Genomic DNA, 18,268 nt, shown 5'->3' with positions numbered 1-18,268 from the left:
CCAGCCAGTCGCGTCTTCGTCGTATCCATCGTTATTGTCGCGCGGTCATCCCGAGATCAAAGCCCCGGGCGAGGGATTCGTCATAATGGCGGCCAAGAAGAATACCCGCTTGGGGCCGACGGCTATTCGGTCACCCACTGGAAGAGGTGCCGCTTTCAAGGATGCTGACAATGGAATAGAGCGAGAAGCAGATCGCTCCCAGCCCAACGAGCACCCGTGCGGCTATGAACGCGTTTGAGTCGACTACCGCTGCTTGGAACACGAACGCCGCCAGGAAGAGACACGCAAGTGCCGTGAGAATCGGGACCAAGGGCACCCGGTTGGCAAGGCTGAACGTCCGGCGCCACACGAGGGCGAGCAAACCCACCTTGCTGAGAATGCTGAAGCAGACGAGCCCCAAGCCGATCATTACGAAGCCAGGCGTCAAGTAGGACTCGTTGTCAACGGCGAGCACGACGATACCCCAGATCATGCTGAGCGATCCCATGGCGATCACGAGCCAGGGCCATATGATCCGATCCCGTTGATCGTACGTGTTTTGCACCTGGCGGAGGATGGTCAGGACCAAAGCGATCAGGCTCGTGCAGATTGCGGCCAGACCGGCGGTGATGTGGCCTACCGTGAACCGTCCTGGTGTGGTCGACATGGCCAAGTTGCCGATCGAGTAGTACCAAGCGACGATCGCCAGCACGACGGGTATGGCGCTCAGCACCAGCACGGTGGCCTGACGGAAGGCTGTCGGGGGAACCCGGTGTTGTCCTTCGGCTGACTGCGAGTTCTTCGGAATGAGCGAGAACTTGGTGGAGGCCGTTGCGACCGTCGCCACGCAACCGCTGATCAATCCCAGTCCGAAGACGACGTGACCGGCCACGTATCGCTCGTTCAGGCCGTTGCTCGGCGCTCCGATGAAAAGGTACGCGCCGTAGGCGGCCGTCCCTGCCGCCGCCACGTAGCCAATCGTCGGATAGACGACCCGATCAAGAGTGTTGTACCGGCCGATCAATTGACGAATGATGGTCGCTGCGGTGCAGAAGAGGCCTATGCAGATCGCACCAAGAAACGTGACCACCCGACCTGCGACAAAGTTCCCGGACGCCTCTCCTGCAGTCCAAACGTACAGACCAAACCCGACACAGACGGCCATCATGGCAAGGGGGATCGCCCGGAATATGACGCTCACCACGTAGTTCACAGCTCGGCATCCTTCAGCGATTCCATGAATTCACGGTCACGACCATGGGAAAATTTCAATAGATTACCGAGTGTCGATTGTCGGCTTACCGCGAAGACAGTGAAGCGTCGACCATTAAGTGCTCGTGCCGGTAGATTCATGCCTCGCTCCACTCACGGAGAGACTAAATAGCATGAGCCTGGTCAGCCAGGAGGCCGTGTGACGTCCAGTCGACTCATCCACCATTATCTCGCGGTGGTCAGGTTTCGCACTCCGGACGCCGACTCTCTGCAGCGCCGAGCCAACGGAACATCGGGCGTCGACACGTTCGTCGGCGGCACATTCGCGAGCACGAAGAGAATCGCCTTGCCGTTAGTACTCCAGCCGGACTTCTTCATTCGTGCTGGTCAGCGGCTTGGGTGTGGGGAGTGTAGCGGGCTGGAATGGGGGTGGGGCGGTCTTTGCCGGGCCGTCCCACGAAGGCATGGCCGCGCTGCCTGTAGTGGCAACGGCGGGCGCGTGCTTGGTGGCGGCGACGCCAGTGGGACCACGTCATCGCGTGGTCGCGGTCCGGAGCACGGCGGTAGGGTCCAACTGCCAGCAGACGTCGAATCTCGGCCGGTGTGAGGTCCACGAGGTCGGGTGTGTCCCGCTCACTGCCCCCTTTTCTCGTTCCTGGCTGGCCAGGACAGCGAGGAAAGCGTGCGCGAGCATGGCGAGTGTGATGTGCCGGTACCAGCCCACGTAGCGGCGGACTTCGTACTGGTCCAGGCCGCATTCGTTCTTCGCGCTCTGGAAGCATTCCTCGACCTTCCAGCGGCAGCCGGCGATGCGTACGAGGTCGGCGACGGTGGCTTCCAGGGGTGCGCTGGCGAGGTAGTAGGCGAGTTCGTCGGGCTTGGCGATGCTGCGGCGGGCCAGCATCCAGCGTTGCCGGGTGGGTTCGTCGCCGTCGAATTCCCACACAGCGGGCAGGCGGGCTGCGGCCCAGTCGTAGAAGCGCTCGCCCTTCGCGCCGCTTCCTGCGGATAGCCGCTGCCATGCTTCGGGCGGGGCCTGGCTGATGAGGTGGTCGATGCGCGGGCCGTGGACCTGCTGGGACTTCGGAACGGCCACGACGTAGGAGAGCTGGTGGTCTTCCAGGAAGCGGCGGAAGTGGGAGTCCTGGCCGTAGGCGGAGTCCGCGGTGACCCAGCCGACGGGCAGGGGTGAGGCGAGGGCCCGCAGGATGATGGCCCGCGCCAGTTCGCCCTTGGTGGCGAACACGCGGTCGTCGGGGACACGGGCGGCCCGACAGCGTTCGCGGTCCTCGGTCCAGGACTTGGGCAGGTAGAGCTCGCGGTCGACCAGGGTATGGCCGCGGAAGGTGGCGTAGGCGGCGAAGACCCCGATCTGGCAATTCTCGGTGCGGCCTGCGGTGCCGGAATACTGGCGCTGGACCCCGGCGGAAGTGGTGCCCTTCTTCACGAAGCCTGTGTCGTCAATGATCAGCACGCCGTTCTTCGCGCCGAGGTGCTCGGCGACGTAGGCGTGCAGGTCGTCGCGGACCTCGTCGGCCTCCCAGCGGCTCCGGGAGAGCAGGTGCTGCAGCCCGTCGGGGGTGGCGTGGCCGGCGTATTCGGCGAGCTGCCAGCCGTTCTTGCGGCCCACCGGGCCAAGGAGCCCACGGACGTAGTCCCGCATCCGTCGCCGGGATTCCACCCGGGCAAAACGTCCTCCGATCCGCAAGAGCAGCTCAGCAAGTCCCTCTTCCCACAGGCCCGTTGGTACATCACTCATGCGAGCGGCCTGCCCGGAAGGTTGCCACTACAAGCAGCGCGGCCACACGTTCGTGGGGCGACCCGGCAAAGACCGCCCCACCCCCATTCCAGCCCGCTACACTCCCCACACCCAAGCCGCTGACCAGCACGAATGAAGAAGTCCGGCTGGAGTATTAGCCTGCGCGTTTCACCTGCCGGGGCGTCCTGATCTTGATCGGAAAAGCGAAAGTTCCTTCTGAGCTGGGAAAATGAGACCTGTCGAAGATCTCTGTCATACCAGCAGACAGGCACTTTCTGCGTGCACACCCCGCCCTGCGCCCCAAGCTTCGTCTTCTCGTCCGGCGGCCACGGGGTGGTCAGCCACGCCGGGTGCCGTCTGCTGGCCGATTGCGGGGCGTCCGGGCTCACGAGGGTGCGTCGGTAGCTGTGTCGGGTAGCCGCCCTTGGCCGGTCCGGACTGCTCCGAAGAAAAGTCGAAAGCCAAGACCTAGGACGAGGAGATCGAGCAGTATCTGGACGGTGACGATCAGGTGGGCAGCTTCGCTGGTGGCGGTGATGTCGCCGAAGCCGACCGTGGTGAAGGTCGACACCGTGAAGTAGAGGGTGTCGGTGCGGGTGAGGGTGTGGGAACTGAAGTTCGCCGGGTCGTCTTGGGCGAGGATGTAGTACGCCGCAGCGAACAGCAGCAGGAATAGCGGTGTGGTGACCGAGAGTGCCTCGACCGCCCGGACGGCGGGGTAGTCGGCACGGGAGATCGAAAGGACCTGCCAGGCCACGGCTCCGGCAAGGACCAGCAGCGCGACGGACAATGACGCCGAGATCGGGACCGACATCTCCTCGAGTTGGTGCAGCGGGGCGAGGTAGTACAACGCGACCAGGCCCAGCAAGGTAGCCAGGATGCGCACGACCGCCAACAAGGTCAGGCGTCGCCGCTGTGCCGGGGCCAGGGAGCGGAGTGGTTTCGGGATACGCATCTAGCGGCCTCCGGTTCACACGGTCGCGTCCTCGGAGCGGTGTAAGAGGGCGTTTGATCTAGGCAGATTGCCCTTTCTGCCCTAGTAGGTTCCTCGCCAGGTAGGGGTGGCTTCGTCCGTTATGCGTTTGGCGAGGTTGTCGATCGAGGCGATGTGGATCATGGCTTCGGAGCTGGTGGTGAGGGTCTCGTAGTCGCGGGCGAGGCGGCGGTGCATCATGAGCCATCCGATGCTGCGCTCGACCACCCAGCGCCTTTTGACGACGTGGAAGCCGCGTTTCTCTGGGTTGCGGTTGACGACCTCGACGTCGATTCCGAGGGTGGCGCCGTGCTCGATGACGGCGTTCTTGAAGCCGGTGTCGACCCAGCTTTTCGCGATGGTCGGGTACGTCTTCTTGGCCTGGTCGAGGAGACGTATTCCCATGGCGTTCTCCGAGAGGCCGGCACCGGCGACGGTCACGGCGAGAATGAGGCCGATCGTGTCGGTCAGGATGCCGCGCTTTCTCCCGACGATCTTCTTGGCGGCGTCGGTTCCCTGGCTGGTCAGATGCACGTTGGTGGAGGTCTTGATGCTCTGGGTGTCGATTACGGAGGCGGTCGGTTCGGGCTTGCGTCCGTCCTTTACGCGCGCCAGTGCGGTGAGGTCGTAGTTGAGTTGGTTGAAGATTCCCTCGTCGCGCCAGGCGGCGTAGTAGAAGTAGACGGTGCGGTGTCCAGGGAAGTCGTGCGGGAGGTATTTCCAGGGTATTCCGGTGCGGTTGAGATAGAGGATCGCGTTGAACACGTCACGCAAGTCGACTTTCGCGGGCCTTCCGGTGGGTCTGCGTTCGAGTCGGGCATTTCGCCAGGCCGTCAACGTCGGCTCGATCAGGGCCCATCGGGCGTCGGACAGATCGCTCGGGTACGGCTTGCGCTCACTCACGACCCAGCGTGATCACGGCCGAGCCGGAAGGCTCCGTTCCGCAGGAGGTTGGGAGGTTCTGTTGAATTTCTACGTCAGACGGGTTTACGAGAACAGAAGCGGATGAGACGGGCGGCGAGGTTCGTGCCTTGCTGAGTGAAATTTAGCGCCTATAGGGCAAGCCATGCTGAAGTGGGGCACTCGCATAAGACGCATATGGGCCTTGACCTGCATAAACGCCCTCTAAGAGGGCGTTTGATCTAGGCGGATTGCCCTTTCTGCTCTAGTAGGTTCCTTGCCAGGTGGGGGTGGCTTCGTCCGTTATGCGTTTGGCGAGGTTGTCGATCGAGGCGATGTGGATCATGGCTTCGGAGCTGGTGGTGAGGGTCTCGTAGTCGCGGGCGAGGCGGCGGTGCATCATGAGCCATCCGATGCTGCGCTCGACCACCCAGCGCCTTTTGACGACGTGGAAGCCGCGTTTCTCTGGGTTGCGGTTGACGACCTCGACGTCGATTCCGAGGGTGGCGCCGTGCTCGATGACGGCGTTCTTGAAGCCGGTGTCGACCCAGCTTTTCGCGATGGTCGGGTACGTCTTCTTGGCCTGGTCGAGGAGACGTATTCCCATGGCGTTCTCCGAGAGGCCGGCACCGGCGACGGTCACGGCGAGAATGAGGCCGATCGTGTCGGTCAGGATGCCGCGCTTTCTCCCGACGATCTTCTTGGCGGCGTCGGTTCCCTGGCTGGTCAGATGCACGTTGGTGGAGGTCTTGATGCTCTGGGTGTCGATTACGGAGGCGGTCGGTTCGGGCTTGCGTCCGTCCTTTACGCGCGCCAGTGCGGTGAGGTCGTAGTTGAGTTGGTTGAAGATTCCCTCGTCGCGCCAGGCGGCGTAGTAGAAGTAGACGGTGCCGTGTCCAGGGAAGTCGTGCGGGAGGTATTTCCAGGGTATTCCGGTGCGGTTGAGATAGAGGATCGCGTTGAACACGTCACGCAAGTCGACTTTCGCGGGCCTTCCGGTGGGTCTGCGTTCGAGTCGGGCATTTCGCCAGGCCGTCAACGTCGGCTCGATCAGGGCCCATCGGGCGTCGGACAGATCGCTCGGGTACGGCTTGCGCTCACTCACGACCCAGCGTGATCACGGCCGAGCCGGAAGGCTCCGTTCCGCAGGAGGTTGGGAGGTTCTGTTGAATTTCTACGTCAGACGGGTTTACGAGAACAGAAGCGGATGAGACGGGCGGCGAGGTTCGTGCCTTGCTGAGTGAAATTTAGCGCCTATAGGGCAAGCCATGCTGAAGTGGGGCACTCGCATAAGACGCATATGGGCCTTGACCTGCATAAACGCCCTCTAAGAGGGCGGTTCGTGGCCATTTGGATGGTTTTGTGGTCGCCTGGCGGTGTGAGCGAGAGCGGAATCTGCTGGTCCGCTGGCCGTGGTCTGTTGGGGTGGCGTGGTGAGTGAACGCAAGCTGTACCCGTGCGATTTATCGGACGAGCAGTGGTTGTTGATCGAGCCGATGATCAGTGCATGGAAGGACCAGCACCGCTCGGTCAGCGGTCATCAGGGCGCCTACGCCATGCGGGAGATCGTGAACGCGATCCTCTACCAGGGTCGGACCGGCTGTCAGTGGGCCTATCTCCCGCACGACCTCCCGCAGAAGAGCGACGTACTACTACTTCGCGGCCTGGCGGGACGACGGGACCGACCAGTTCATTCATGAACTCCTGCGCTGCCAGGTGAGGGAGCGGGCCCGCCGATTAGAGGACCCGACCCTGGTGGTGCTGGACACGCAGAGTGTCCATGCGGCCGCCGGAGTCCCTGCCGCCACGACCGGCCTCGATCCGGCCAAGCGGGTGCCCGGCCGAAAGCGTGGACTGGCCATAGATGTGCCGGGCCTGGTCATCGCTGTGGTCGTCCTCGCCGCGAACACGCACGACAACGCCGCGGGCATCGCCCTGCTGGATCAGGTGGCCGAGCACGCCGGCGAAAATGTCGAGAAGGCACTGGTCGACCAAGGTTTCAAGAAGCAGGTCGTCGTGCACGGTGCAGCCTGGGCATCGACGTCGAGATCGTCGAACGTAACCCGCAGGACAAGGGCTTCGTGCCGCAGCCGAAGCGGTGGAGGCTCGAGCGGACCTACGGGATCCTAATCCTGCACCGGCGTACGGTCCGCGACTACGAGCACCATCCCTCCTCGTCCGCCTCCCGCGTCTACTGGGCGATGACCCACGTCATGATCCGCCGCCTCACCAGTGCGAACGCTCCCACCTGTCGCGACCGGCAGGCGGTGACCATGTGAGCATCCAACCCCTGCTCGAAGCGCTCGACGCCCAGGAGGACGCCGCCCGAACCCTGGCCGACGACCTCCGCACACAGATCGAGGAACTGCAGAGCCGGCTGAGGGACGCCGAGACCCATCTCGAACACCTCGCGATCGCCCGGAAGACCATCACCGCGCTCGCTGACCGGCTCCCTGCCCAGACCTCCGCGGCCGACCGGCCCGAACACCCGGACTACCCCCGCATTCTCGCCGTCTTCAACGAGGCCACCGGCGGCTCCGGGCCCGCGAAATGGGACTGTAAATCGTTCGGTGTAACTCCCGATCAAGGAGGATGCATCGATGACCAGTGAGAACGTGGCCGAGGCCCAGATAAGCGAGGCGGTAGAGCCGCAGCCGGCGAGGGTGGTGGATGACCGGCTGATCGACGAGCTGGTCTCCCGAGCTCAGGCCGAGGGACTGCAGCTGACCGGCGAGGGCGGACTGCTCCAGCAGCTGACGAAGCGGCTGCTGGAGTCCGCCCTGGAGGGCGAGATCACCGACCATCTCGGCTATGACAAGCACGATCCGGCCGGGAAGAACGGCGGGAACTCCCGCAACGGCACCCGGACGAAGACCGTGCTGACGGACGTCGGTCCGGTGGAGATATCCGTCCCTCGCGACCGGGACGGGGCGTTCGAGCCGAAGATCGTCAAGAAGCGGCAGAAGCGCCTGTCCGGGGTGGACGAGATGGTCATCTCCCTGTCGGCGAAGGGCCTGACCACGGGCGAGGTCCAGGCCCACCTCGCGGAGGTCTATGGCGCCGACGTCTCCCGCCAGACGATCTCCACGATCACCGACAAGGTCCTCGAGGGCATGGCCGAATGGCAGAACCGCCCGCTCGACCCGGTCTGTCCGGTCGTGTTCATCGACGCCATCCACGTGAAGATCCGCGACGGCGCCGTCGCCAACAGGCCGATCTACGTGGCCCTGGCCGTCACCGTCGAGGGCCGGCGCGAGATCCTCGGCTTGTGGGCCGGGGACGGCGGCGAGGGCGCCAAGCACTGGATGCACATCCTCACCGAGATCAAGAACCGCGGCGTCAACGACGTCCTCATGCTCGTCTGCGACGGGCTGAAGGGCCTGCCCGACGCGGTCGAGACCGTCTGGCCGAGGACGATCGTGCAGACCTGCGTGGTCCACCTGCTGCGGAACTCCTTCCGATATGCCGCCCGCCAGGACTGGGACAAGATCGCCAGGGCTCTCAAGCCGGTCTGTACGGCGCCGACCGAGGAGGCCGCGCTCGAACGATTCGCCGAGCTCGCCGACACGTGGGGCAGGAAGTATCCGGCGATCGTCAGACTCTGGGAGAACGCCTGGGAGGAGTTCACCCCGTTCCTCCGATTCGACACCGAGATCCGCCGCATCGTCTGCACGACCAACGCGATCGAATCGGTGAATGCCCGGATCCGGCGGGCGGTCAAGGCCCGCGGCCACTTCCCCAACGAGCAGGCCGCCCTGAAATGCGTCTACATGGCGATCATGTCCCTCGACCCCACCGGCAAGGGGCAAACCCGCTGGACCCTGCGCTGGAAGACCGCGCTGAACGCCTTCGACATCACCTTCGACCGCCGCCTCTCCGCACCCCGTCAGTAACCCCAAACACCCCTGATACACCGTTCGATTGACAGACCCCCGTTCGAAGCAGTGCGAGTGGCCGATGACGGAGAAGCCGCGACGCTCGTACCAGTGTCGTGGCCAGTCCGTCGCATCCGCGGTCAGGAACCGGGTACCGCAGTCCCTATCGGCCGCCAGGCGCAAGGCGGTGGTCAGGACGGCATCGGCGTAGCCGCGCCTGAGGTGGGCCTCTGAGGTGACCAGGTCCTCGATCTGGGCGGTGCCAGTTGCCGGGTCCAGATAGAGGTCGGCCCATGAGGCGACCTCGCCCTCCTCTGTGCGGGCACCGAGGAAATGAACGATGTCGGCCCCGCGGCGGCGAGCCTCACGTCGGTCGACGAGGTGGCGTATGACCTCGTCGACGACATCTGGAAGGAGGCCCCGCCATCGCCGGGCGAGTGGGATACGTATCGCGTCGAGGTCCACCTCCTCCGCAGGCCCGCCGACTGGCACTGGACCTGCGTGCAGCATGACCAGATAGGTGGAGTGGGTGTATCCAGCCCGGATCAGCGGCTCCGCGCACGCCATTCCGACTTCGTCGTGAAGGACGGAGATCAGTCGGTGTGGCAGATGCCCCAGTGCCTCCTCCGCGATGGCGGGCAGTGCCTCGGGATCAACGGCCGTGTCGATGATGACCTGGTTGTTCTCGTGGGAATGTGCGAAGGCGTCGTCATATACGGCGAACCCTCCCGGGAGGTCGACGATGCGCGCGGCCTGGCGGCGGGCGAAGGCCGACAGGAAGGAGTTGATCCGCTGTAGTTCTGAGTTTGGGATGGGGGGAGCGTAGGCAGCCGTGGACCATGGTCGCCTACGAATTACCCCCGGCGGGGCGAGGGTTCTCGGGGACCTTCAGGCCGCCACTTCCGCTTCGGGGCCCGCGTCGGGGTCGAGCTGGGGTGAACGACGTCGAGGTGCACTCTTCGTACCCCCCTCCGACCACCGCGGTGTGGGAGGGGCATCCGATCGGGGTGTGGGCGAAGAACGCGAGGGCGGCAGCCCGTAAGGCCGCGCAGGTCGCGGAGCTGCGCGCGGCCGGCCTCCCCGTCCCCTCGGCGGCCGGGGCGATGACCGAGGCCCGGCAGGATCAGCTGGACGCGATCGATCCGGGGTGGTGCCCTGCCTGGGAGACCGGGTGGCAGCGCTGCTACCGCCTCGTCCAGAACCACATCCAGGCCGGCGGCACACTCCCCACGCTCGACGGCGACGTCGTCGTCCAGGGCGAAGACCTCGGACGCTGGGTCACGGCGCAGCGGTTCGGGTGGGAGCAGCTCCTGCCCGTACAGCAGTGGATCCTGGAGAACACCCTCAAGGTCGCGCCGGCCGGGGAGGACGAACGGCCGGTGAAGCAGACACAGGACACCAAGTGGGCGGCCAACCTCGCCGCGGCACGACAGTTCCACGCCCGTGAAGGACACCTTCGAGTGCCCCGGAAGCACATCGAGCACCTGGAGACGGAGAACGGCCCGACAGGCCGTCAGGGCGGCGTTGATGGGAGTGTGGTGGTCAGGCTCGGCACCTGGCTCGACAACGCCCGCAAACGCGCCGCGAAACTTCCTGAGCAGCGCCGTGCGGATCTCGATGAGCTCAGCATGCGCTGGTAGACGGACACAGAGCGCGGGAAGGGCCCGGATCCCATGGGCCCTTCCCGCGGTCGTCGGCCCTATCGCTGCCAGTCACCCGGAACTGATTCCTGCCCTCGGTGTGGCGCTCGCCGCTTTCATGGCCCTCGCCGCCCTCCTGTTCCTTGTGACCTTCCAATGGGAAACGGGGGCGGAAACGACCGCTTACGCCCCCGGGTACCCATTGCTGCCTAGGGCGCTCCATCCTCACGCAGACGGCGGAACACCGTTCAGGTGTGCGCGGGCCGCCGTGACAAACGCGGGGATCGCGGCCTCGACCTCCCCGTACGCCCGTAGCAGGTGGTTGTTTCGCTCCCTGCGCTCCGCCGGTGTCCGTCCGCAATTGCTCCAGTTCCTGTAGGCGGCCAGTCGGAAAGCCTCCGCGCGTTGCTCGATGGCCTCAGCGAGCGGTACCAAGTGCTCAGGGCCCTCCAGCGACACGACTGCTACCGCATGACGCACAGGTTCCAGGTCCGCCTGGGCCCGGAAGCGCACGATTCGATCCTGCCGTTCGGAATTCGACAACTCCCGGAGGACGCCCTCAAGTCCGAGTTCGCGCGAGGCAGCGTTGTGCTCGGTCCTGCGTACGTACGCGCGCGCCGCGCTGAGCAGACCGGCGTAGGCATCCCTCTGGGCGCTACGACGGACCGAATCCACAGGCCCGCGGAGGGCAGCACGGGCCTGGGCCCCAGGGCCCCGGGGAGAGTCCTGTTCGCCCGGCTTGATCACGCGTCGGTGTGGCCCGGTCAGGTCCGGTTCAGGATCAGAGTTCAGCTGGTGGCAGGCCGAGGTGGTCGTGCAGTGCCCGGCGGCCGGCGGGTGTCACGAGGAGGGCGCGGGTGGTGCCGATGCGCGTCATCCACCCGGTGGCGAGTGCGTGGGCGGACAGGGCGGCGCCCACAGCGCCGGCCAGGTGGGGACGGCGCTCGGTCCAGTCGAGGCATGCGCGCACCGGTGGCCGGCGTGAGCCAGCGGGTACCGTGATGCCGACCTCGGCAAGCCAGAGGGCGCCCTTGCCAGTCAGGCCCGGCTCAGGTCCCCACTCCAGGAGTCCGCGTTCGACCATCGCGTCGGTGATGGCCAGAGCGGTGGTTCCGGCCAAATGGTCGTAGCACAGCCGGGCGCGGGCCAGTGCCTGCTGCCGGCCGGAGGCCGACAGCGAGCGTGGTGGGGCGCTGTGCTTCGGGGCCAGCGCGGCAAGGCTCTCGATCAGTTCGACCACTCTGCGGTCGGCCACCCGTACGTAGCGGTGGCGTCCGTGCCGCTCCTCGACGAGGAGCCCGCCGTTTACGAGCAGGTTCAGGTGCGAGGTCGCAGTGGACGGCGCGACTCCGGCATAGCGCGCGAGCTCGTTCGCCGTCCAGGCCCGGCCGTCGAGCAGCGCGAGGCAGAAGGCGGCCCGGGTGCCGTCGGCCAGCAGTCTGGCCACGCCCGCCAGGTCCACACCCACATCCTGGCCTGCGCGCTGAATGTCCACGGTGCCCATTGTCGCCGACGTCCCTTCGACGTCCGTCGAAGCGTCCCCGTCCTAGCGTCGGCCCGTGCGCCGGGCTCACCGGCCCCGCACCCGCATCCGCTCACGTACTGGAGCAACCATGCCTGCGTCCGACACTGCCGTCACCGTTTCCCGCCAGCCCGCCCCCCAGCCGGACTGCATGCTCACCGACGCCCCCAACCCGGAGGACGCCGCGGCAATCTCCGGCGCGCTGGACCGCTTCAACATCGAACACACGGGAATCGCCGACCGCAGACCTCTGGCTGTCCTGGTCCGTGATCCCGATACCCACCAGGTGGTCGGCGGACTGACCGGGCGTACCTCGCTCGGGCTGTTCTTCCTCGACCTCTTCTACCTGCCGACCCGGCTGCGTGGCAGCGGGCTGGGAACAGAGATCCTCCGGCAGGCCGAGGACGAGGCTCGTGCCCGTGGCTGCCGCACGGCCGTGCTCTACACCATCACCTTCCAGGCCCCCGGCTTCTACCAGAAACACGGGTGGAAGCGGCTGGGAGAGGTGCCCTGCGATCCGCCGGGCACCAGCCGCGTCTTCATGACCAAAGAACTCACCGCATCGACTGGTGAACCAGTCCGGTCCCGGTAAGGTCGCCGTGCTCGTTGCACCATCATCTGTTCCGTCCGCTATGCACCTGCCACAGGCCGCGTCCGGGGCGTCACGGCCCGAGGCGGTGGTGCCGTCCGGTCTGCTCGCCGCACTGTCCCTGGTGCCCGATCCGAGGAATCCGCGCGGCGTGCGGTTCCGGCTGGCAACGCTGCTCGCGGTCGGCGTGTGTGCACTCACCAGCGCCGGACACAACTCCCTGACCGCCATTGCCGAGTGGGTACGCCGCTGCGACCAGGATGTACTGGCCCGGCTGGGCTGCCCCTTCGATCCCTTTACCGGCCGGTTCAAGGCTCCGGGCGAGCGCACCCTGCGCGATGTATTCGCCCGCGTCGACCCCGCGCTACTCACCGCCGCCGGTTTCACCAGACTCACCACACTCCAGGCCCGCCCGGTGACCGCGACCGGCCCGGACGGGATCGTCGAGCGCGAACAGCGCCGCGCCCACCGGATCGCCCAGAACGAGACGGACCCGCCGCAACCGCGTCGTGCGGCCTTCGCCGTGGACGGCAAATGCCTGCGCGGAGCGGTCCGCGCGGACGGCAGCCGTGTCTTCGTCCTGTCCGCAGTGCGCCACCACGATGCGTTGACTGCTGCTCTGCGCGAGATCAGTGCGAAGACGAACGAGATACCCGAGTTCGCTCCGCTGCTGGACACCCTCGATGGTCAGGACCTGACCGGCTCCGTCGTCACCGTCGACGCCCTGCACGCCCAGACGAGCCACGCTCGCTACCTCGTCGAGGACCGACAGGCCCACTACCTGCTGTCGGTGAAGAACAACCAGCCCACCCTGGCCCGTCAGTTGACCAAACTGCCCTGGAAGCAGGTACCGGTCCTCGAGCAGTCCCGCGACCGCGGACACGGCCGTGAGGAGGTCCGCGAGGTGAAGGTGGTGAGCGTGAACGGTCTGCTGTTTCCCCACGCCCGCCAGGTTGTTCGCATCCACCGCAAACGCCGCCGAATCGGCACATCGAAGTGGCAGACCGAGACCGTCTACGCCGTCACCGATCTCGCGGCCCACCAGGCGTCTCCCGCTGAGATCGCTGCCTGGGCGCGCGGCCACTGGATCATCGAGAACACCGTCCACTGGACCAAAGACGTGACCTTCGCCGAAGACGCCAGTCAGATCCGCCGGCATCGCACCCCCGCCGTCATGAGCGCACTGCGCGACCTTGCCCGCGCCACCCTCCACCGCTCCGGATGGGCCAACATCGCCAGCGGCCGACGAGCCCACACGCACCCCGCAGCCACGCTCACCCTCCACGGGATTCCATGATCAAACCGGGCGAACGGGACTCTCCCCGGGGCCCTGGCCTGGGCCCGGCCGGCGAAAAAGGCTGCGCCCCCGGTGACGAGGACGGCAGGAGTGGCCACGAGAGCGGCAAGGACTTCGGCTTCCATCAGACGATCGTGCCTCGCCACTCGCCTGGGGGGGGGACCATTTCCGCCCCCTTGGGGCATGCGCGGACCGATGGGTTTGAGGCATAGCCGAAAAGGCGCTCTTCCACCTAGCGGGAGAACCCTGTTGCATTGAAGAGCTTGACTTGCACATCAAAATCGCCAGGCTCGGCAGCCCAGGGGGATGATCCCGGCATGGTGGTGAACACGACAAGCCGGATGCAACAGGTTCGATACCCGGCAACGCAGCTCATGAACCCACTACAGATAGGTGGAACGCCGTGAGATTGAGTGGTATGCCAGTAGTCACAGGTGTTGTTGGTGTGGTCCTAGCTCTGGGACTCTCCGTTGCCCCTGCACAGGCCGGAGAATCCTCTGCAGAGTCCTATTGTGGCTCTACCGGTGACTGGTCTTCAGACGGGGGGGCTTACGCCACTTTCACTCTGGATTGCTTCGTCGGCAGTGGTGGTCCCAGTACGGCAGGTGTTCTCGTAACCGGCACCCTGCACGACTACGCAAAGGACGGTCTGGGGCCCCGGCTTTACGGACAGGGGCTGACCTCCTCGGGTTCCTGGGGGGCGACTCAGGAAATGGCGAGGAACAGTAACGGCTATGACGGACCGCCGGCCTACTTCTCCTCCAGCATCGGTGCTTACGGGTTCAATGCCCGGTTCAAGGTGTGCAATGGTGGTGTTAACACCAACTGCTCTGGTTGGTTCGGGGGATAACGGACGGCCCCTCACAGAACGATAGGTGTCGTGCCGGACGGCGAGACAGAGCTCCTGTGAGTACGTCGCCAGGCGCCGAGCGGTGTCGGGTGTGTGCGGAGAACACAGTCGCTCCCGACCCGAAGTACGGGCACGCTTAGCCACGTCCGACCCAGACAGCACACGAGGGCGGCCCTGACGAACAGGGCCGCCCTCGACCGTTTCCGCCCCCACCGACCCATCGGACGCGAGACCTGTCGAGTGAGCTTTTCAGTCCAGCGGTTGAGCTATAGGGGCCCCGGGACGGCGAGCGGGTCTCGACTGGGACAAGAATGGTCGCGTACAGGACAAGTTCTGCCCGCTCGCCTTGTGGGTCGCGGTCAAGAACATAGGACCGTCCCCGCGCGTACGGGGTGCACGCTGATCACGAGAGGTGACGCAGCCAGTTGGAGGGACCGTCCCCCGCGCGTACGGGGTACACCGAGCGTGCCGCCCAGATGCAGCGTCGTCGTCAGGACCGTCCCCGCGCGTACGGGGTGCACAGCCCTTGCGTGCGGGGCCGGCACCATCCTCCGGGACCGTCCCCGCGCGTACGGGGTGCACAATACGGGCCGTGCTCTGCTCCTCCCGCCACTGGGACCGTCCCCGCGCGTACGGGGTGCACTCGTCATGCTCCGCTACTCCGTTCCGCCGACTGGGACCGTCCCCGCGCGTACGGGGTGCACCCAAAGCCCGCGCGCTGGTAAGCCGTGCCAGAGGGACCGTCCCCGCGCGTACGGGGTGCACTGCGGGGTCTGCGGGGCGGCCAGCAGGGGGGCTTGGGACCGTCCCCGCGCGTACGGGGTGCACCCTCGTCGACCTGCGTAGTTACCGGCCCGGTGGCAGTCTTTCAACCACTTCCGAGGATCCTGGCATTGCTCGCATATGTACGCGCTATGGATATGTGAGGACGGCTGGGAGGTTGCCCTCCCAGGGTGACCCGAAGGGTCTTCCCGCTTCGTCCTGCTGCCCCGGAGCTCTTGCGAGCTCTGGGGACTTCTGCAGTCCACGGGCGTTACAGCCCCTTTTCCAGGGGACTGGCCCGGCCTAGGGCCGGACAGGTGTCGCGTGGTTCTTGATGTTGCGGGCCGCGTTGGCGACCCGGTCGATGACCACTCGGCGAGCTCGCGGCAGGTGCGTCCGGCAGCCCGTTGATCGCGGAGCCAGTCGAGATCGATCTGACGCCAGCGGGTCGCTTTGCCCTCGCGGCTCATGCCGTACTCGCGGACCAGGACCTTGATGGCCTCCTCGTTCACGTCGACGTGCTTCGCGATCCACTTGAGCGTGCGGTACTCCCGCACCGCGGCCCGGCTCACGACGCGCTCCTCGGGGCGAAGTGCTGCGAAGTGACTGGTGCGGGTGCGGGCCCGGGGTGTGTCGGTGAGGTGGGCGTCGATGCGGACGAGGTTGATCGCGGCGCCGGTGAGCTGGTGCTGGAGGCTGGTCTTCGCGAGGCCGCGGTAGCGGGATCTGCGCAGGCCGCATCGCTGGACGCCCTGAGAGATGGTGCCCTCGACCCCGGCGCGGATCTTGTAACGGTCTTTCCAGGCATCGGTTTGCTGCTCGGCTCGGGCCGCCTGGACAACTTCGTGTTCATCCCGGTGCCGCAGGTTGAGCTCGCGGCGTTCGGCCTTGGGGGAGTTCACGCATGCGCGCAGGTGGGGGCAGCCACGGCAGTCGGCGGGGCTGAAACGGACCCGGATGACGGGTAGACCCTGCTGCGAGTGGCGGTGGTGCCACTGGGTACTGGTGGTCCCGTTCGGGCAGGTCACCTGCTCGCGGTCCCAGTCGATGGTGAACGCGTCCTGCCCGAAGGGGCCGCCGGCCGAAGCGGCGGTGTTGGCGGCCATCGGCCCGTGCAGAACGATCCCGTGGTCCCGGCGGGCGGCGACGACCTGGCCGGCGGTGGGGTATCCGGCATCAACCCAGTGCTCACCAGGCAGGCAGTCCCGTGCGGCCAGCGCGTCATGGATCTCAGGGACCGTCACGCTGTCGTGGACGGTGGCGACGGTGGTGGCCACGTTCGTGATCAGGTTCGGCGTGTCCGACTCGCAGGTCTCGGTCAGATGGACCTTGTATCCGTCCCACAGGGTGTCGCGTTTGACACTGCCGCGGGCCTCGGTGTCATAGGGGGTGACCAGGCGCGTCGCGCCCGGCGGACGGTCTTTTGGGCCCCGCCGCCTCATACGACGACGAGCCCACCGTCAGGGAATGGGCGGCAATCGCCCTGGCGAACCTGGAGATCGACGGAAGCTGTTCAGCTCCGCCTTCACCTACGCAGGAGTGGAGGGTGCGACCAAAACAGATGTCCGCGGGGAAAGCGCTGTTCCTGCGGTGACGGTCTGCCCATCATCACGCACTGGCTGCCCCCGGTCGGGCGCCGCAAAGTGGGTGTGCGCCAGATGTTCGCCTTGTTCGAAATCAGGTCCCGGCACCCACCCTTACGACGGACGAGCTACTTCCGCTGCGCCGCGTCATAACGTTCTCAGGGGTGCTGCGCGCACCGTGATAGGCCTGGCGGATGCTGAATCAGGAATCTCGCGCTGTGAGTGGACCGAAGACCGGGCTGACACGTCGAGGGCTACTGCGGGCATCTGCCGTCACGGGGCTTGTTCCACTTCTGGGAGCAGCTCCTGCACGCTCCCTGGCCACCCAGGGAACCCTTCTGCTGTGTGACCAGCGTTCGCAGTCGGTGATCCTCGTAGAGTCGCAGACGCTGCTGAGCACTCGGGGGCGATCGCTGGATCTGTCGCGGCTGTGGAGTTGGAATCCCGCGTCCGACCCCGGGCTTTCGGACCTCGCCCCGGCGCGGAGCTGGGTGAACGTCAGCGAGGCGACGCAAGCGGTGACGAGCAGGGGGGTGTTCCTCCTCGCCAGTGCGTCGGGGGGGCTGACGGTAGCTGTCAACCGGACCCGGGGCACCACGTACTGGGCGCAGGCCCTTCCGCGCGCCGACAACGTCCACAGCCTCGAGATGCTTCCGGACGGCAACGTCGCCATCGCTGCGAGCACCGGCGGGTACGTCCGTCTCTATGCGGCCTCGCAGGGGCCCCGGGCCAGCCGTTACGTGCAGTACAGGCTGGCCGGCGCTCACGCGGTTTCCTGGAGTGAGAGCCGGAACCTGCTGTGGGTCATCGGCACCAGCGAGCTCCACGGTCTGGCCCTCACCGGAACCGCCGCCCGGCCCGCCCTGACTCTGCGGTACCGCTACACGCTGCCCGCGACGGGGGGCCATGACCTGGCTCCGGTGCCGGGCAGCCCCGGCGACCGCTGGCTCAGTACGAGCAGGAACGTCTACCGTTTCTCGGTCGCCACGGGCACGTTCGCCAGGGCCACTCAGCCGCCCGGTCTCGACAGCTCCGGCGTCAAGAGCATCAGCCAGCATCCGGAGACCGGCCAGATCATCACGGTCAGGCCCGACGGACAGACCAGCTGCACCTGGTGCAGCTCGCAGGTCCGCTTCATCAACCCGGACCGCTACGACTCCCTGCCCTCGACGAGTATTTACAAAGCCCGTTGGTGGGTCTGACACTCCGGCCCGCGGCGGCACCTCCAACAGGCCGCCCTCAGGTGGTGGGTGCCTTGAAGATGTTCGGCGATCGTTCCATGCCGGTCAGGTAGACGGGTACCGCTCGATCGGACCGACGGAGCACA

Annotated in this window: 12 protein-coding genes and 3 pseudogenes; 7 read left to right on the top strand and 8 right to left on the bottom strand. The window is 66.1% G+C overall.

Annotation, left to right across the window (positions count from 1 at the left end; genetic code table 11):
* Window positions 1–130: 130 nt before the first annotated feature.
* The 5 genes from OHA19_RS38775 to OHA19_RS38755 form a co-directional block, all read right to left on the bottom strand.
* Window positions 131–1,192: a DUF2776 family protein gene (locus OHA19_RS38775; RefSeq protein WP_405707962.1), complete on the bottom strand. Its 1,062-nt coding sequence runs from the start codon at window positions 1,190–1,192 to the stop codon at window positions 131–133.
* A gap of 531 nt (window positions 1,193–1,723) precedes the next feature.
* Window positions 1,724–2,950 carry an IS701 family transposase gene (locus OHA19_RS38770; protein ID WP_405707965.1) on the bottom strand — a complete coding sequence of 409 codons (1,227 nt, stop codon included), beginning with the start codon at window positions 2,948–2,950 and terminating at the stop codon, window positions 1,724–1,726.
* 385 nt (window positions 2,951–3,335) lie between these two features.
* Entirely contained in the window at window positions 3,336–3,905 is a 570-nt protein-coding gene (locus OHA19_RS38765; RefSeq protein WP_405753177.1) for a potassium channel family protein, read from the bottom strand.
* A gap of 81 nt (window positions 3,906–3,986) precedes the next feature.
* Window positions 3,987–4,826 carry an IS5 family transposase gene (locus OHA19_RS38760; protein WP_405707971.1) on the bottom strand — a complete coding sequence of 280 codons (840 nt, stop codon included), beginning with the start codon at window positions 4,824–4,826 and terminating at the stop codon, window positions 3,987–3,989.
* A 262-nt stretch (window positions 4,827–5,088) separates the two neighbouring features.
* Complete coding sequence (locus OHA19_RS38755; protein WP_405708033.1) at window positions 5,089–5,928, bottom strand: IS5 family transposase; 840 nt, start codon at window positions 5,926–5,928, stop codon at window positions 5,089–5,091.
* A 328-nt stretch (window positions 5,929–6,256) separates the two neighbouring features.
* On the opposite strand from OHA19_RS38755, the pseudogene OHA19_RS38750 reads away from it, so the two are divergent.
* From OHA19_RS38750 to OHA19_RS38740, 3 genes and pseudogenes are all read left to right on the top strand, one after another.
* A pseudogene (locus tag OHA19_RS38750) lies at window positions 6,257–7,102 on the top strand (IS5 family transposase).
* Window positions 7,099–7,434, top strand: a complete 336-nt coding sequence (locus OHA19_RS38745) for a hypothetical protein (RefSeq protein ID WP_405707974.1) — start codon at window positions 7,099–7,101, stop codon at window positions 7,432–7,434. Before OHA19_RS38750 ends, OHA19_RS38745 begins: the two are co-directional and overlap by 4 nt.
* Window positions 7,424–8,716 (top strand): IS256 family transposase, encoded by a 1,293-nt coding sequence (locus OHA19_RS38740; protein ID WP_331763221.1) that lies wholly within the window; start codon window positions 7,424–7,426, stop codon window positions 8,714–8,716. Before OHA19_RS38745 ends, OHA19_RS38740 begins: the two co-directional genes overlap by 11 nt.
* 36 nt (window positions 8,717–8,752) lie before the next feature.
* On the opposite strand, the pseudogene OHA19_RS38735 reads toward OHA19_RS38740, so the two are convergent.
* A pseudogene (locus OHA19_RS38735) lies at window positions 8,753–9,511 on the bottom strand (GNAT family N-acetyltransferase); the annotation flags it as partial.
* 122 nt (window positions 9,512–9,633) lie between these two features.
* Here OHA19_RS38735 and OHA19_RS38730 point away from each other — a divergent pair.
* Window positions 9,634–10,338, top strand: coding sequence for a helicase associated domain-containing protein (locus OHA19_RS38730; RefSeq protein ID WP_405707979.1), 705 nt, complete (start codon window positions 9,634–9,636; stop codon window positions 10,336–10,338).
* Window positions 10,339–11,119: 781 nt separating this feature from the next.
* On the opposite strand, the gene OHA19_RS38725 is transcribed toward OHA19_RS38730, so the two are convergent.
* Entirely contained in the window at window positions 11,120–11,842 is a 723-nt protein-coding gene (locus tag OHA19_RS38725) for a helix-turn-helix transcriptional regulator (RefSeq protein WP_266366128.1), read from the bottom strand.
* A gap of 109 nt (window positions 11,843–11,951) precedes the next feature.
* On the opposite strand from OHA19_RS38725, the gene OHA19_RS38720 reads away from it, so the two are divergent.
* Together OHA19_RS38720 and OHA19_RS38715 are read left to right on the top strand one after the other, a co-directional pair.
* Window positions 11,952–12,452 (top strand): GNAT family N-acetyltransferase, encoded by a 501-nt coding sequence (locus OHA19_RS38720; RefSeq protein WP_266366130.1) that lies wholly within the window; start codon window positions 11,952–11,954, stop codon window positions 12,450–12,452.
* A 7-nt stretch (window positions 12,453–12,459) separates the two neighbouring features.
* Window positions 12,460–13,746, top strand: coding sequence for an ISAs1 family transposase (locus tag OHA19_RS38715; RefSeq protein ID WP_405720889.1), 1,287 nt, complete (start codon window positions 12,460–12,462; stop codon window positions 13,744–13,746).
* A 2,172-nt stretch (window positions 13,747–15,918) separates the two neighbouring features.
* On the opposite strand, the pseudogene OHA19_RS38710 reads toward OHA19_RS38715, so the two are convergent.
* A pseudogene (locus tag OHA19_RS38710) lies at window positions 15,919–16,794 on the bottom strand (transposase); the annotation flags it as partial.
* A 341-nt stretch (window positions 16,795–17,135) separates the two neighbouring features.
* Here OHA19_RS38710 and OHA19_RS38705 point away from each other — a divergent pair.
* A complete protein-coding gene (locus OHA19_RS38705) occupies window positions 17,136–18,143 on the top strand; it encodes a DUF6528 family protein (protein WP_405707986.1) in 1,008 nt (335 codons plus the stop codon).
* Window positions 18,144–18,268 lie beyond the last annotated feature (125 nt).

The organism is Streptomyces sp. NBC_00012 (genome assembly GCF_045040875.1).
Classification (GTDB): domain Bacteria; phylum Actinomycetota; class Actinomycetes; order Streptomycetales; family Streptomycetaceae; genus Streptomyces.
Note: the sequence above shows the minus strand (reverse complement) of the source record. Positions and strands in the feature narration are given on the sequence as shown.

Coding starts and splice junctions, on each gene's coding strand:
- OHA19_RS38770 (WP_405707965.1), bottom strand. CDS start 2,950: ATGAGTGATGTACCAACGGGCCTGTGGGAAGAGGGACTTGCTGAGCTG.
- OHA19_RS38765 (WP_405753177.1), bottom strand. CDS start 3,905: ATGCGTATCCCGAAACCACTCCGCTCCCTGGCCCCGGCACAGCGGCGA.
- OHA19_RS38740 (WP_331763221.1), top strand. CDS start 7,424: ATGACCAGTGAGAACGTGGCCGAGGCCCAGATAAGCGAGGCGGTAGAG.
- OHA19_RS38725 (WP_266366128.1), bottom strand. CDS start 11,842: ATGGGCACCGTGGACATTCAGCGCGCAGGCCAGGATGTGGGTGTGGAC.
- OHA19_RS38720 (WP_266366130.1), top strand. CDS start 11,952: ATGCCTGCGTCCGACACTGCCGTCACCGTTTCCCGCCAGCCCGCCCCC.
- OHA19_RS38705 (WP_405707986.1), top strand. CDS start 17,136: ATGCTGAATCAGGAATCTCGCGCTGTGAGTGGACCGAAGACCGGGCTG.